Raw genomic sequence first — 612 nt, 5'->3', positions numbered from 1 at the left:
ACTTTTCAAGCACGCTAGTTAAAGCTATGCCCTTCAGGGCAAGACTTTAGTTGCTACTCCCTTTTGCGAGGTTGGTAGCTTTACGTGATGAAGCAGCGGACAGGCAGTCATTCAGTTCACCGGTTGGAAGTGCATTTGGTCTGGAGCACCAAGTATCGGTACAAGGTGCTGGTGGGTGACGTGCAACTGCGCTGCCGGGACTTATTGCGTCAGACGTGCAACACGCTGGATGTGCAGATTCTCAAAGGAGTCGTGAGCAAGGACCACATCCATTTGCACGTCTCGTATCCACCTTCGGTGGGAGTGAGCGACCTGATGCGGCGGTTGAAAGGGCGGAGCGCCAAGCTTTTATTGCAGGAATTTCCCGAACTCAAGCGTCGGTACTGGGGCGGTCATTTCTGGGGCATTGGCTACGGGGCGTGGAGTGTGGGCAACATCACGGACGAGCTACTGGAAGCGTATTTGAACCATCACAAAGACCAACCGAACGGGGACGAGAATTTCATTCTGGAATAGCCCACTTCCAGTGGTTTCTTTTAGTCGGCTTTAGCCGAAACCACCGAATTCCATTCGGCTTCAAACCTATGGACTTTCAGTCCATAGTCGTTTAGT

1 protein-coding gene is annotated in these 612 nt (G+C 52.1%); it reads left to right on the top strand.

All coding sequences use genetic code 11. The features are described 5' to 3' along the window. Nucleotides 1-87: 87 nt before the first annotated feature. Nucleotides 88-516 (top strand): IS200/IS605 family transposase, encoded by a 429-nt coding sequence (tnpA, locus tag BEN49_RS15455; protein ID WP_070744880.1) that lies wholly within the window; start codon nt 88-90, stop codon nt 514-516. Nucleotides 517-612: the final 96 nt, after the last annotated feature.

The sequence above is a fragment of the Hymenobacter coccineus genome (assembly GCF_001816125.1).
GTDB lineage: Bacteria > Bacteroidota > Bacteroidia > Cytophagales > Hymenobacteraceae > Hymenobacter > Hymenobacter coccineus.
Note: the sequence above shows the minus strand (reverse complement) of the source record. Positions and strands in the feature narration are given on the sequence as shown.

What these genes read in the sequence shown, in the direction of transcription:
- tnpA (WP_070744880.1), top strand. Translation starts at nt 88, where the DNA reads ATGAAGCAGCGGACAGGCAGTCATTCAGTTCACCGGTTGGAAGTGCAT.